Here is a 13,149-nt window from a genome sequence, read left to right on the forward strand (position 1 = left end):
TGACGGCGTGTCAGCGCCCACACTCGGCCGACCGGCGGCATGGCGGCGGGGTTCCGGGGGATGATCCCTCGGTGGCGGGTGGGCCCTTCACGCCCGCGCTGTCCACGCCCGCCACGACGAGACGATTGGGGATCGGGCAATGGCGACAAACATCAGTGAGCAGCCCGCGAAGGCGTCCGGCACGTACCGGATCGGCGGCGAGGTCACAGTCAACCGGCTCGGCTACGGGGCCATGCAGATCACCGGCCCGGGTGTCTGGGGTGACCCGAAGGACCCGGCCGAGGCGGTACGCGTGCTGCGCCGTGCGGTCGAGCTGGGCGTGACGTTCATCGACACGGCCGACTCGTACGGACCGTTCGTGTCGGAGCTGCTGATCCGGGAGGCCCTGCACCCGTACGCCGATGACCTGGTCATCGCGACCAAGGCCGGGTTGAGCCGCTCCGGCCCCGGCGACTGGCGTGCGCTGGGCCGCCCGGAGTACCTGCGCCAGCAGTGCGAGCTGAGCCTGCGGCACCTGGGCCTGGACAGCATCCCGCTGTACCAGTTGCACCGGATCGACCCGTTGGTGCCGCTCGCCGATCAGCTCGGTGAGCTGGCGCTGCTGCGGGAGGAAGGCAAGATCCAGCACATCGGGCTGTCCGAGGTCAGCGTCGCGCAGATCGAGGAGTCCCGGGCGATCACCACGATCGCATCGGTGCAGAACCTGTACAACCTCGCCAACCGCAGCGCCGAGGACGTGCTGGAGTACTGCGAGCGCAACGACCTCGCGTTCATCCCGTGGTTCCCGATCGCGACCGGTGAGCTGGCCCGCCCGGGCGGCCCACTGGACGCCATCTCCAACGCGCACGGCGCGTCGCCCGCGCAGCTCGCGCTGGCCTGGCTGCTGCGCCGCTCCCCGGTGATGCTGCCGATCCCCGGCACGTCCTCGGTGGCGCACCTGGAGGAGAACGTGGCCGCGGCCGACGTGCGGCTCACCGACGACGAGTTCGAGGCGCTCGCCAAGGCGAGCTGACCAACCGGTACGGACGCCGCCGGGTCAGCCGGCGGCGTCCGGACCGTGCGACGGTGCCGCGGGCAGCCCGGGGCGTCCGGGCGGCGTCGGTTCAGCCGGTGGCGTCCGAGCCGGGCTCCGAGCCGGGCTCTGACCCGGGCTCCCGGGCGGCGCGGAGCGCCTCCGTCGCCTGGGCCAGCAGCCGCGCCGAGTCGGTGCGCCCGCTCACCTGCAACTCCACTTCGGTGTCCCCCGCCTGGATCCGGATGCTGGCCTCGGTGCGCTGCTGGTCGACCCAGGACTGCAACAGGTTGAACAGCCCCGGAAGCAGCCCCTGGGCCAGCACCGCGATGATCACCGCGTCGCTGAAGCCTGGCCGGCCCCCGCCGCCGCCGGCCGTGCGCACCACCGGTCGGTACTCGGGGCGGCGGTGGATCCAGGTCAGCAGATCGACCGAGGGAGACTGCCGCTGCCGGGGGTTGATGATCAGCCGGACGGGCAGCCGGGCTGCGGCGTCGCTGTCGGTCACGGTCTGGCTCCCGGTCAGTTGGTGGAGGGTCGGAAGGTGACGGCGTCCCCGTCGGCGGTCGCGACGCCCGTGACGGTCAGCGCGTTGTCGTCGGTGAACGGTGAGCTGCTGCCGAAGTACGTGGTGGTGCCACTGACCTGCACCCTGCCCTGGGTCTCCACCGGGGTGGACACCCGGGCCGTGCTCTGGCTGGTCAACTCGACGGCGATCTCCGGGTACTCCAGGATCTTCCAGGTGACCTTCTGCGCGGTGCCGCCGTAGTAGCGGAACGGGCAGCCGGGCGGGGCGGCGACGGTCTGCTTCGCGCACTCGTCCAACCAGGCGCGTACCCGGGCCTCGACCGCGTCGATCGCCGCCGGCTTGAGCACCGGCGTCAGTTGCAGGGTGGCGGCGCTCTGCCCCGCGCCCACCAGCACCATCGCGCCCGGCGTCTCGCTGAGCGCGCTGGACGGACCGGTCGCGGTGTAGCCGCCGGGCAGCAGCACCAGCGGAGCGCCCTCGGTGGCGACCGGCAACTCCACCCCGTTGAGCCGCACCCCGGGCTCGGCGATCGAGGCGTTGAGCGCGGTCGGCCCACCGCTCAACCGCCAGCCGTGGAAGAGGCCGGCGGTGGTCTCGTCCTCGCGGCGCAGGGTGAGGGTGCCGCTCTGGCGCGCGTCACCCACCCGGTACGCCACGGCGGCGGTGGCGGTGTCGCCGTCGCGCTCCAACGAGCTGATCTCGACGTCGGTCGGTGGTTGGTAGCCCTTGCCGCGCAGCAGTTTGGCGAGAAGGTCACGGTCGGTGCCGTCGCCCTGGTCGGTCAGGTGACCGAGGGCGGCCTCGCTGTCCCGGTCGGCGAGCGCGGAGAAGTAGCCGTCGATCGCCGCCTGGGGGCGGAAGAACGCCCACTGCACCACGCCGAGGCCGCTGGTGCCGAGGCAGGCGACCAGGGCGAGGGCGCCGACCAGCAGCCACGTGCGGCGGGTGCCGACCGGGCCGGAGTCGTTGAACAGCCGCTCGACGGTGACGGGCCCGGTCGCCCCGGCGGGCACACCGGACACCGAGGCCCGCTCCAACGCGTCGAGCCGCAGCTCGTGCGGCGGGTGGGTGGCGCAGACCGCCTCGTCCCAGCCGCTGCGGCCGGTCTCGAAGGACAGCCGCCGCTCCAGGATGCGCCGCAGCCCGTCGACGTGCCCGGTGAGCACGGCGCCGAGGTCGGCCCGGTACTCGGCCGCGCGCACGTCGCGGGCGTGCAGCGGCAGCACCACGTACCGCATGGTGAGCAGCACCGGCCAGAAGAACACGAAGACCACGAAGTTGGTGCCCGGATGGGGGAACGTCCGCATCAGCCAGGTCGGCAGGGCGTGCGCGAGGGTCAGAGGCAGGCCGACACCGCGGACGAAGGCGCTGGTGATCTCGTCCCCGGTGCGCCAGTGCACCAGCTCGTGGCTGAGCAGCGCGGCCACCTCGTCGTCCGGTTCGGCCAGCACAGCGGTGGTGACCACCACGTGCCGGGCGTACGTGCGGGCGTTGCTCAGGACCGGGTCGTCCTCCATGAGCAGCCGGGGCACGCTGGGCAGGCCGAGCCGTCGGGCGCAGTCGTCGAGCACCGGGCGCAGCCGCGCGTACTCGCGGCGGCTGGGCTGGCGCGCCCCCGAGACGACCAGCAGGCGAGGTTCGAGCAGCACCCGGTAGAGCGTGTAGAGGACTCCGATCAGCGCCGCTGCGACCACGGTGCCGATCAGGCCGGTGAGCAGCGCGAACGGCTCGTCGGCGACGCCCATCCAGGGCAAGGCCAGCACGGCGAGAAAGCCGACCAGGAAGCCGATGGCGAAGCCGGCGACGCCGCCGAGCAACCCGCCGGAGCGGGTCAGGAACGCCTCGACCAGGGGGCCGACGAGCGGGGCGTCGCGCAGCACCTGGGGCACCTGGTCGTCGGCGCCGGTCCCGACGGCGAAGAGCCCGACGACGCCGAACGTGAGACCACCCCAGACCGCCAGGAGCAGCGCGACCGGCAGGTAGAACCAGGTGGCGAGGAACGCGCCGAGCACGCCGCGCCAGTCCCGCAGGATCCCGGCGCGCAGCCAGACCAGCGCGCTCGGGTAGCCGGGTGGACGGTCGGCGAACCCGCCGGTGGGTGGTGGGGTGTCGGCCGACGGCGGTTGGGCGGCCCGGACGTCGAGCTGCGGCACGGTCGGCGGGGTGTTCTCCGGCGGCACTGTGGGCGGCTCGGTCATGAGCGCTGCTCCTTCTCGGCGGGCGTCGTCCACTGTCGGGAATGGACAGCCGGAGCAGGTTATCGAGGGCGTCCGATGTCTGCCACACCGTTTCGGGGGATCGTCGCGCACCCGACACTCGGCGTGACGGGTGGGGGTGCGGCGGTCCCCTGCGGGACCGCCGCACCGCGGCGGGTCAGAGCGCGAGGCAGTTGGGTCGCACCGGGCCGTCGACCAGAGCGCCGCGCACGATGGTGTACGCCGTGCCGTCGAGCACCAGGCCGAGGTGCCCCACCACCCGCAGTGGGCAGTACGACTGGATCAGCACGTTCGTCGCGCCGTCGTTGACGGCGGCGTTTCCGGTCGGGCGGACCAGCTCGTCCTGCAGGGTGCGGATGGTGGTGTAGCGCACCGCGCCCGGGGTGTCGTCGCCGGCGTTGAGGTCGGCGAGGAACGCCGAGCCGATTGTCATCTGTTGGCAGGCCACGACGCCGGCGCAGCTGCCCAGGCCCAGGAACGCCACGATGTTGGCGACGTACGTGCCGTACTGGGGTGTGCCCAGGCTGACGTAGCGACCGACGGTGGCGGTGCCGCCGAGGCGTTTGAGGTAGTACCTGCTGACCAGGCCCCCTTCGGAGTGGGCGACGACGTCCACGCTCGCCGCGCCGGTGGTGGCGCGTACCTGGTCGACGTAGCCGGCGAACGCGCGCGCCGAGGTGGGGATGTCACCGAGGCCCAGCCCGGGTAGTTGGTAGATGAAGGTGCGGTAGCCGTCGGCGCGCAGCCGGGCGGCGATCGGCTCGTACGCGACGGCGACGCCGCTGAGCCCGCCGACCACGATCACGGGGTTGGCCGCCGCGGCGGCGAAGGGCGTGGCGGTGGCGGTCGTGGAGGCGGGGGCGGCGGTCGCCGTGGCGGTGGACGCCAGCAGCGCGGCGCCGGCGAGGGCCAGGACGAGGGCGGTCTTTCGGAGCAGCATGGCTGCACCTCCGGGGGGAGGCACCCGGCGAACCGGGCAGGTGGGTGGGGGTGTCCGGTCGACCGTGCGACGATCATGCCCGCAACAATTTAGAAACGTCAATGACTTGTTACGCGCCGGTAACCCGTTGTTCCGGCGGGGGCGTAAACGGTCATACCGCCGCGCTCCATATCGGACATCGGTGGTCGCTGGCATGCTGTGGCCGTGGCTGTCGACGAACCCACCGAGCGCGAGCTGCGGGTGATGCCGTGGTGGCTGGTCCTGGTCGGCCTGCTGGCCGCCATCGCCCTGGGCTGGCTGGTCCTGGACCTGCTGCTCACCGAGGCCGACCGGGCCAACCAACCGGACACCCGCGCCACGCTGCGCATCGACGCGATCCGCACCGGCCTGACCGTCGTCGCCGGCACCGGCGGAGGGCTCGCGCTGCTGCTGGCCGCCCGACGTCAGTGGATCGCCGAACGCGCGCAACGGCACCAGGAGAGCGTCGCCGCCCGCGACCAGGCGCACCGCGACCGGGTGCAGGCGCACGCCGAAGCGGTGGCCGAGGCCGCCCAGCGCCACCAGGATCGGCAGTCCGGGGCCGCCGAGCACGACGCGGCGGAGCGTCGACTGACCGAGCTATACACCCGGGCGGTCGAGCTGCTCGGCAACGACAGCGCGGCGGTACGCCTCGGCGGCCTACACGCGCTGGAGCGCCTCGGTCAGGACAACCCGGGGCAGCGCCCGACCATCGCGGCGGTGCTCTGCGCGTACCTGCGGATGCCGGCGCCGGACGGCGAGCCGCGCGAGACAGAGGTCCGGCGCAGCGCGCAGCGCGTGCTGACCCGGCACCTGCGCGCGGACGACGCGGCCCACTGGCCGGAGCTGAGGCTCGACCTGGCCGGCGCCGCGCTTGTCGACTTCGACGCCGCCGGCTGCACGCTCGTCGACGCGAACTTCACCGAGGCGGTGTTCGCTGGCACGACCACTTTCGTGGGCGCGACGACGCGGGGGCGGCTCCTGCTCGGGGCGGCGACCTTCGGTGACGTGGCCTTCGAGGGGCTCGCGGCCGACGGCGAGGTGATGCTCGACGGCGTTCGCGTCGGCGGCGAGGCCAGCTTCGACGGTGCCGCCTTCACCGGCGGTCTGTCCTGCCGGCGAGCCGGCTTCGCCGGCCCGACCTCGTTCCGCCGGGTGACCTTCGGTCAGCCGACCAGCTTCGACGCCACCCGCTTCGAGGACGTCACCTCGTTCCGGGAGGCAGTCTTCGACGGCTCCCTGTCGATGGAGCACACCGAATTCGGCCGTTCAGCCGGCTTCCACTCGGCCCGTTTCACGAACATGGCGCTGTTCCGCTGGACGGTGTTCGGCGCGGAGGCGCTGTTCGACCGGGCCCGTTTCCTCGACGCCGCGAACTTCGGCCGGGCCCGGTTCCACAGCATGGCCAGCTTCCGCGACACCGAGTTCAGCCGGCCACCGCAGGTCGAGCAGGCCCGGGCGGTGGCCGACAGTGGTCACCGCTGGCCGGCGGGCACGACAGTGGAACGCCTCGACGACGAGTGGCTGCTGCTGGTCGACCGCCGATCGGCGGGCTGAGCGGCCAGCGCGGCGGGCTCGGGCGGGGCGTCAACGCGGCGCGCTCAGGCGGGGCGTCAACGCGGCGCGCTCAGGCGGGGACTCAGCGCGGTGTGGCGGGCGGGCGCAGGCCGTCCAGGGCCACGCCGAGGACCCGGTCACGCTGCTCCGGTGACGGGAACTGGGCCATGGTGAGACCACTGATCAGCCGCACCACGTCGTCGAAGCCGATGTCGTCACGGACCACACCGGCGACCTGGGCGCGACGCATCAGCGGCTCACCGGCGGAGAAGATCTCCGCCCGGCAGCTGGTGAAGATTTCGGAGTCGTGCAGCAGTTGCTCGGCGAGCGCCCGCTTGGTGGCGACGTACGCGACGAAGCGGTGCAGCCAGGCGACCAGCGCGTCCCAGGGTGGCAGCTCGGCCAGACCCTCGGCGGAGTGGCACAGCGCCCGGACCTCCTCGACGTAGACGGCCTCGAACAGGTGCCGGCGGGTCGGGAAGTTGCGGTAGAGCGTGCCGATGCCCACGCCGGCCCGGCGGGCCACGTCCTCCAGGGAGGCGGCGGCGCCGTTCTCGGCGAACGCCTCGCGCGCAGCCGCGATCAGGGCGTCGTAGTTACGCCGCGCGTCGGCCCGCTTGGGCCGCTGGGCGAAGACCTCGGGCGCCTGCCCCGGGCTGGTCATGACGTGCGTCACCTCACTCTATTTGCATCCGGAGGATGCCCTCCGCTAGCTTAGCGGAGGCACCCCTCCGGAATCCCGGAGGCCTGCCTCCGGTTACTCTACCTCGGGACCCGCCCGATCGCCGCCTGGCCACCCCGATCGCCCGGACCCCGACAGACCACCCCGTCACGGACGACGGGCGACAAGCCTTCTTCCCGTACGTAATCAGGGAGTTTTCTCTCGTGGCAGTGACCTCCCGGCGCAGCTCGCGTCGGCTCACCTTCACCGTGCTCGCGGCCGGCGCCGGGTTCTTCGCGATGCTCCAGTCGCTGATCACCCCGGTGCTGCCGACCATCCAGCAGGACCTGCACACCACCCAGAACACCGTGACCTGGGTCCTGACCGCCTACCTGCTCAGCGCGTCGATCTTCACGCCGATCCTCGGACGCGTCGGCGACATGGTCGGCAAGGAGCGGATGCTCGTCGTCTCGCTCGCCGCCCTCGCCCTCGGCTGCCTGCTGGCCGCCATCGCGCCGAACATCGGCGTCCTCATCCTCGCCCGGGTCGTGCAGGGCATCGGCGGGGCGGTCTTCCCGCTGTCCTTCGGCATCATCCGCGACGAGTTCCCGGCCGCCCGGGTCTCCACCGCGGTGGCCGCCATCTCGGCCATCGTCGCCGTCGGCGGTGGCCTGGGCATCGTGCTGGCCGGCCCGATCGTCAGCACCCTGGACTACCGCTGGCTGTTCTGGATCCCGATGATCGTGGTCGGGCTGACCGCCGTGGCCGCGCACCTGTTCGTGCCCGAGTCGCCGGTCCGCACCCCCGGTCGCATCGACTGGCGCGCCACGCTGCTGCTCTCCGGCTGGCTCGTCGCGTTGCTGCTGCCGATCAGCCAGGGCGCAGCCTGGGGCTGGACCTCCACCCGGGTGCTCGGTCTGCTCGCCCTCGCCGTGGTGCTGCTGGTCGGCTGGCTGGTCACCGAGCTGCGGTCCAGCAACCCGCTGATCGACATGCGGATGATGCGCCTTCCCGGTGTCTGGACCACCAACCTGGTCGCCCTGCTCTACGGCGCGTCGATGTTCTCCATGTACGCGTTCCTCCCGCAGTTCCTGCAGACCCCGACCGCCGCCGGATACGGCTTCGGGGCGAGCATCAGCCAGGCCGGTCTGCTCATGCTCCCGATGGTCAGCGCGATGTTCGTCGCCGGCGTCATCGCCGGGCGGCTCCAGGCCGTCTTCAGCGCCAAGGCGCAGCTCGCCACCGGTGCCACCTTCAACGTGGCCGCCTCCGCGATGCTCGCCACCGCGCACGCCACCCGCTGGGAGGTCGCCATCGCCGGTGGCCTGGTCGGCCTCGGCATCGGCCTGGCCTTCGCCTCGATGGCCAACCTGATCGTCGCCAGCGTGCCCGCCAGCCAGACCGGCGTGGCGACCGGCATGAACGCCAACATCCGCACCATCGGCGGCGCGATCGGCGCGGCAGTGGTCAGCGGCGTGATCACCGCCCACCCGCAGGCCAACGGCCTGCCCCGGGAGGCCGGCTTCACGATGGGGTTTCTCGTCCTCACGGCGATCGCCCTGGCCGCCGCGCTCGCGGCCCTCGCCGTCCCGTCCGCCCGGCGGGCGTCGGCCGGTCGCCGGCCGTCCGCCGCGACGATCGTCGAGTCGGAGCTAGCCGGCGAGTTCGCCACCATGCCGGCAACCCGCTGAGGGAACGCGGCGCGGCCCGGGCGGTTCGCCGCCCGGGCCGCGCCGCGTTCCGGAGTACGCTGACCGCTGCCCATCCGCCGTTGCTCAGGAAGCGCCCATGCCCGAGTTGCTGACCGCCGACCGCATCGACGAGATCGGCGCCCTGGGTCTCAAGAGCCCCGACCCGGCCGCCTTCGTCGCCGAACTGGTGAGCGCCGTCGACGAGGGGCGGGTAGCGGACCCCGACGACACCGGGTACGCCCTGCTGGTCGCCGCGGACATCCTGCGACAGGCCGGCGACCTGGCCGACGCGCTCGCCCTGGCCACCCGCGCCATCGCCGAACAGCCGGACGACAACGCGTACGCCCGAGCGGTGCGCGGCGGTCTGCTGCTGCGCCTCGGCCGCTCGGACGAGGGCATGGGCGAGCTGACCGCCCTGCGTCCGCTGCTCGAGACCGACCCCGAGGCCACGTACCTGGTCGACGTGCTGGCCGAGTCCGACCGCGCCGACACGGCGTTGGAGTGGCTCACCGCGGCGCTCGACGCGATCCTGGAACGGAGCCGCACCGAGCAGCACGCATCCGAGGACGCCCAGGACGAGGCCGCGGCCATGATCTACGGCCTGGCCCAGCGGCGGCACGACCTCCGCGAAGAGGTGGGCCTCCCCCACGACGAGTACGACAACCTCGCCGACCGGCTGCGCGCCGCGAGCACCCACGCGCTCGACGCCCTCGACGACGGCCCGGCGACGCTGCTCTTCTGGCCGCAGGCGGAGTTCAACGCTCTGCTGGTGCGCTGGCCGGCGCTGGTCGACAGCTACCCGCCCACCTGGGACGAGCACCGCGCCCAACTCGAACGCGCCCTCGTCGACGCGTCCGGACTCGGCGGTGGCGTCGGCCTGGGCATCGTGACGGGCAGCGTCGAGGGTCTGTCGGCCTTCGCCGGCGCTGACGCCATCGACGAGGAAACCCTCGACGAGTACGCCGACAGCCTCGACGACGCGGGCATCACCTCATGGCCGCCGGGCCGCAACGACGCCTGCTGGTGCGGGTCGGGTACGAAGTACAAGAAGTGCTGCCTGCCCCGCTTGCGCGCCTGATCGCGTCCCGGTCCTGATCGCCGCACGGTCTGATCGCCGCACGGTCTGATCGCCGTTGCGCGGCTGCCGTGGAGCGATGTCCCCTGAGTCTCTGATGCCGGTGCGTCATCAAGATGACCCACCGGCATCACGCTCACCCGGCCAACCGCCCCTCACCCGACGGCCACCCCGCACCCACAATCGATCGATGGTGGCGATTGCCGGCGATGGCTACCGTGACCGTGGACATGCAGCCGTTCCATTGAGGAGGACCACCGTGCGCCGTGTCACCACCACCGCCGCCCTACTCGGACTGTTCCTGTGCGCACTGCTCGTACCGACCCCGGCGAGCGCGGCCAGCACCGTCGAGGTCACCTCGGCGAAACTGATCGCACGCGGGGTCGCCGTCGACATCACCCTCACCGTGACCTGCGAGTCCGGTCGAGACGGTGGTGCGGAATTCAGTCTGCGTCAACGCTCGGGCGACAACGTCGCGTACGGCAGCGCCGGGACGATCTTCACCTGCACCGGCGTACCGCAGGCCGTGATCGGCCGGGTCTACGCGGAGAGCGGTGGCTTCGCCTTCAATCGGGGCATCGCGCTCGCCACCGGGACTGTGTCGCTGTGCACCCCGGTCGACTGCGAATACTCGCCGCGCTTCGAGGGCGAGGTCCGCGTCACCCGCTGACCGTGAACGAGACACGCGTTGGGCGGTGACATCGGTAGCCGCGCTGCGGGGACAGTCCGGCAGCGCGGCACCATTGCTACGCCTCCCCGTGGCCCAGGCGGTTGAAGCGAAAGAACCACCAAGAGCGATGACCCTGGGGGCTTACCCGCTCTCTGCGCGTGGGACTCGGCGCCTCGGCAGCACTCTGGTCTCGGAACGCAGGAGACAGACCGCTGGCACTGGGCGTAGGGGATGTTGCTGGCCTGGCACTGCGGGTCACAGCGTGACGCCGGCTGCCGCGGGTGGTTGGTGGATTGCGCTGCCACCACCCATGGTCAGTTTCCCAGCGCTCGAACCTTGGCGATCGTCTCCTGCACGTGCTGCTTGGCCGGGTCGCCACCCTGGGACGCCTGCGCCAGCGCCTGACGGTACGAGTCGATCATGCCGACCAGCGGACCGGCGGCCACACCCTCCAGCGCACCGGCGACGAGGGCGCGCGCCTCGGCAGCGTCCTGGGCCGCCGCTGCGGTCTTGGCCTTCGCCTCGTCCAGCTTCTGCGACGCCGCCGCCAACCTCGCGATGATCTGTGCTGCGCTCACGCGCACCTCCCCCTGGTCGACCATCGCCTCCACCACCGCACCGGCAGAGACCACATGGGAGCGTACGAGATCCCCGCACCCAGCGCGACCGGCCACTCGCTCTCGCGTCACCGTGGGCATTGTCGCCCACGCTGGCGACTCTGACGGAGTTTGCCCACTGGAGCCCGACCGAGTCGGAACGCCACCAGATCTTGGACAGTTTCCGTTAGCCCATAACGGAAACTGTCCAAGATCTGAAGTGATACCACGAAACTGGGGCACTTCAGCGATCAGCGACGAACACCCCGACGCCGCCGACGCCCTCCACCAAGCCCTCGATCTTGAGCGCGTTGATGGCCTGACGAACGACGATGGCCGAAACCTCGTGCTGACGGCACAGCTCAGAGGTCGAGGGCAGCTTGTCTCCCGGCGCAAGTTCGCCGGACTTGATCTGAGCGCGGATGCCGTCGGCGATCAGCGCCCACTTCGCTTTGGCGGGCATTGGTGTCTCCCAGGTCTGCCCTGCCATTCGATCACGAGGAACTTTGTATAGCAAGCAATGTGCGATCGACGCTTGCGCTTACATGACCTGTTATATACGCTCTGCCTTAGCCGGCTCCCAGGTCTGCAACCCGGAGCTGGTTCGTTCCCACCGCGCAGGAAGCGCCCGGTCGGTCGGTCCCCCCGTTCGACCGGGCGTGCCGGGGTGTGCCCGCACGCCGCCCCGGCGCAAGAGCCGTGAGCAGCTAGGAGACGACCCGACGGGAGCCCTCGATGCCGGATCGACCCGACGAATCCCCCACCGACTCACCACCACCAGCTGAGCAGCTCCCTCGGCTCGTATCCGATCAGGACGTCGAGGACGCCGACGATGTCCTCTTCGCCCATCCGCCCCGGGTGGTGCGTCGCTGGCTCTGCGGGTGCGGCGTTGACTATCCCTGCACCGATGTGCGCTTCGCTCTCCTGGTCAAGTCCAGCGCTGAGGCGGGCGAATGAGCACCGATGCCGTGGACGACCTGAGAGCCGCCTGGCTGGCGACGATCTCCGCCGCCGATCGAGCCGGCGCGCAGTTGCACGGGGCGGGGCCGCCCGGTCGGCGGCTGCCCTGGCAGGACGCGGTAACGGAGTGCTGGCGGGCGCTGAGCCTGGTCTACGCCGGCTTGGCGGCGGATCGGAAGTCACCGGCAGGCTCGGTCGGGGACCTGCTCGCCGGTCTGCGCGCCGCCCAGGTCGACGCGGACCGGGCCGCCGCGCTGGCCGCTCGGGTCCGCTGGCGGTTGGGCGCGACCGAGGACCGGCTGCGGCGTACCCGGGAAGTGGCGGACATGGTCGCGGCCCGGCATCTCGCGGCGGCGATCACCCGGTTGGATCTGGTCGTCGCCCGGCTCGCGGTCGGCGGCTGCCGGATCCATCGGTCGGTGGCCGCACTGACCGCCAGTCCGGTGGCGACACCTGCCGGCCGCTCGGTGGCGGCACTCACCGGAGAGCCGGCGACACCGCTCGCGCCGTCCCGGCCCACCAGCCATGAAAACGGCAGCGAAACCGACAGGGCCAGCGACGCCGTCAGCGCCGACGTGATCGCTCGCGGGTGCCGGGCGGCGAGCGCTCTGGCGACCAGGCGGCATCGACTGACCAGACCACGCGCGCATCGGAGAGCACTCGCGATGATCAGGGACCGACGATGGTGAGCGACCCACAGGCAGCGTTACGCGGCCTGTTGACCGGGCGGTTGCGCGGCCACGAACGGCGGCTGGGCCGGTTTGCCGAGTCGGACTGGCGACGGTACGCGGATCTGCTCGCCGGTGCGCTGCTGGTGGCGGTACGGCGGCGGTTCGTCGCGGGGCAGGACCACGCGCCGGTGATCCGGTTCGTGGCGTCCGCTCGGGAACGCTACGACGGGACCGGGCGCGACGTCGACCCGGTGCTGGCCGAGGCGTTGGTGTGGGCGGCGCTCGGTGAGCGTCCGCCCGTGCCCCACGACGCGGCGGTGATCGTCGCACGGACGGTGCTGCTGCTCGGCCTGCTCGAAGACGAAGGTCTGACCGACCGCGAACTCGACGAAGTCCTGGTGGCCGCCGCACACGCCGCCGACGACACCGGGCACGCACGCATCCCCGGCAGGTAGGCGGGCCGACCGACGGTGAGCGCGATCGGACGGATGATCGACACGAGATAGCTGAAGTCGGGGTGTCCCGCTGGCACGGACACCCCGACTTGAGTGAA

At 71.9% G+C, this 13,149-nt stretch carries 14 protein-coding genes; 8 read left to right on the forward strand and 6 right to left on the reverse strand.

What is annotated here, in order from left to right:
• The first annotated feature begins 139 nt into the window (after positions 1–139).
• Positions 140–1,012, forward strand: coding sequence for an aldo/keto reductase (locus ACZ6NZ_RS26605; RefSeq protein ID WP_465860783.1), 873 nt, complete (start codon positions 140–142; stop codon positions 1,010–1,012).
• A 91-nt stretch (positions 1,013–1,103) separates the two neighbouring features.
• Here ACZ6NZ_RS26605 and ACZ6NZ_RS26610 read toward each other — a convergent pair whose 3' ends face one another.
• From ACZ6NZ_RS26610 to ACZ6NZ_RS26620, 3 genes are all read right to left on the reverse strand, one after another.
• Complete coding sequence (locus tag ACZ6NZ_RS26610) at positions 1,104–1,520, reverse strand: effector-associated constant component EACC1 (protein WP_465860784.1); 417 nt, start codon at positions 1,518–1,520, stop codon at positions 1,104–1,106.
• A 14-nt stretch (positions 1,521–1,534) separates the two neighbouring features.
• On the reverse strand, positions 1,535–3,739 hold the full coding sequence (locus tag ACZ6NZ_RS26615; RefSeq protein ID WP_465860785.1) for a M48 family metalloprotease: 2,205 nt from the start codon (positions 3,737–3,739) through the stop codon (positions 1,535–1,537).
• A gap of 175 nt (positions 3,740–3,914) precedes the next feature.
• Positions 3,915–4,697, reverse strand: coding sequence for an esterase/lipase family protein (locus ACZ6NZ_RS26620; RefSeq protein WP_465860786.1), 783 nt, complete (start codon positions 4,695–4,697; stop codon positions 3,915–3,917).
• A 204-nt stretch (positions 4,698–4,901) separates the two neighbouring features.
• On the opposite strand from ACZ6NZ_RS26620, the gene ACZ6NZ_RS26625 reads away from it, so the two are divergent.
• Entirely contained in the window at positions 4,902–6,272 is a 1,371-nt protein-coding gene (locus tag ACZ6NZ_RS26625; protein WP_465860787.1) for a pentapeptide repeat-containing protein, read from the forward strand.
• An 82-nt stretch (positions 6,273–6,354) separates the two neighbouring features.
• Here the strand turns inward: ACZ6NZ_RS26625 and ACZ6NZ_RS26630 are convergent, their stop codons facing one another.
• Complete coding sequence (locus ACZ6NZ_RS26630; protein WP_366613268.1) at positions 6,355–6,936, reverse strand: TetR/AcrR family transcriptional regulator; 582 nt, start codon at positions 6,934–6,936, stop codon at positions 6,355–6,357.
• A gap of 221 nt (positions 6,937–7,157) precedes the next feature.
• Between ACZ6NZ_RS26630 and ACZ6NZ_RS26635 the strand changes: the two genes are divergently transcribed.
• The 3 genes from ACZ6NZ_RS26635 to ACZ6NZ_RS26645 all read left to right on the forward strand — a co-directional run bounded on the left by ACZ6NZ_RS26635 (position 7,158) and on the right by ACZ6NZ_RS26645 (position 10,369).
• Positions 7,158–8,624 (forward strand): MFS transporter, encoded by a 1,467-nt coding sequence (locus ACZ6NZ_RS26635; protein ID WP_465860788.1) that lies wholly within the window; start codon positions 7,158–7,160, stop codon positions 8,622–8,624.
• A 97-nt stretch (positions 8,625–8,721) separates the two neighbouring features.
• The gene (locus ACZ6NZ_RS26640) at positions 8,722–9,702 is read left to right on the forward strand and encodes an SEC-C domain-containing protein (protein ID WP_465860789.1); all 981 of its coding nucleotides are present in this window, start codon (positions 8,722–8,724) and stop codon (positions 9,700–9,702) included.
• Between the two features lie 256 nt (positions 9,703–9,958).
• Positions 9,959–10,369 carry a hypothetical protein gene (locus ACZ6NZ_RS26645; protein ID WP_366613308.1) on the forward strand — a complete coding sequence of 137 codons (411 nt, stop codon included), beginning with the start codon at positions 9,959–9,961 and terminating at the stop codon, positions 10,367–10,369.
• Between the two features lie 314 nt (positions 10,370–10,683).
• Here ACZ6NZ_RS26645 and ACZ6NZ_RS26650 read toward each other — a convergent pair whose 3' ends face one another.
• Positions 10,684–10,947 carry a DUF6244 family protein gene (locus ACZ6NZ_RS26650; RefSeq protein ID WP_030489032.1) on the reverse strand — a complete coding sequence of 88 codons (264 nt, stop codon included), beginning with the start codon at positions 10,945–10,947 and terminating at the stop codon, positions 10,684–10,686.
• A 262-nt stretch (positions 10,948–11,209) separates the two neighbouring features.
• Entirely contained in the window at positions 11,210–11,455 is a 246-nt protein-coding gene (locus ACZ6NZ_RS26655) for a winged helix-turn-helix domain-containing protein (RefSeq protein WP_465860790.1), read from the reverse strand.
• 245 nt (positions 11,456–11,700) lie between these two features.
• On the opposite strand from ACZ6NZ_RS26655, the gene ACZ6NZ_RS26660 reads away from it, so the two are divergent.
• The 3 genes from ACZ6NZ_RS26660 to ACZ6NZ_RS26670 are packed head-to-tail and all read left to right on the forward strand — an operon-like array spanning position 11,701 to position 13,051.
• Positions 11,701–11,922: a hypothetical protein gene (locus ACZ6NZ_RS26660; RefSeq protein ID WP_465860791.1), complete on the forward strand. Its 222-nt coding sequence runs from the start codon at positions 11,701–11,703 to the stop codon at positions 11,920–11,922.
• Positions 11,919–12,614, forward strand: coding sequence for a hypothetical protein (locus ACZ6NZ_RS26665; protein ID WP_465860792.1), 696 nt, complete (start codon positions 11,919–11,921; stop codon positions 12,612–12,614). Before ACZ6NZ_RS26660 ends, ACZ6NZ_RS26665 begins: the two co-directional genes overlap by 4 nt.
• Positions 12,608–13,051 (forward strand): hypothetical protein, encoded by a 444-nt coding sequence (locus ACZ6NZ_RS26670; protein WP_465860793.1) that lies wholly within the window; start codon positions 12,608–12,610, stop codon positions 13,049–13,051. The genes ACZ6NZ_RS26665 and ACZ6NZ_RS26670 overlap by 7 nt, the downstream gene beginning before the upstream one ends.
• Positions 13,052–13,149: the final 98 nt, after the last annotated feature.

The sequence above is a fragment of the Micromonospora sp. NPDC047756 genome (assembly GCF_055587245.1).